Raw genomic sequence first — 371 nt, forward strand, 5'->3', positions numbered from 1 at the left:
GGCGCCGGCGAACTTCAGCGCATTGTCGACCAGGGTCACCAGCACCCGGCGCAGGGCGTGCGGACGGGTGTCGATCACCGCGCCGGTACGGCCGTCGAGTTGTACCTGCTTGCCGCTGTCCTGGTAGTCGAAGACCAGGCTGTCGAGGAAGGCGTCGAGGTCCACCCGGCAACTGGTTTCGGTGCTGCCGTGCATGCTGCGGGCATAGGCCACGCCTTCGCGGACCAGGTGCTGCATCTCTTCGAGATCGTTCCACAGCTTGTCCCTGTCGCTGGAGGCGTCCATGAACTCGACGCGCAGCTTCATCCGCGTGATCGGCGTCTGCAGGTCGTGGGAAATCGCCGCGAGCAACTGCATGCGCTCCTTGAGGT

General features: G+C 65.2%; 1 pseudogene. It reads right to left on the reverse strand.

From position 1 onward, the window contains the following. A pseudogene (locus ACLJNW_RS23570) lies at positions 1 to 357 on the reverse strand (two-component sensor histidine kinase); the annotation flags it as partial. Positions 358 to 371: the final 14 nt, after the last annotated feature.

The sequence above is a fragment of the Salmonella sp. SAL4457 genome (assembly GCF_046548235.1).
Classification (GTDB): domain Bacteria; phylum Pseudomonadota; class Gammaproteobacteria; order Enterobacterales; family Enterobacteriaceae; genus Salmonella; species Salmonella enterica.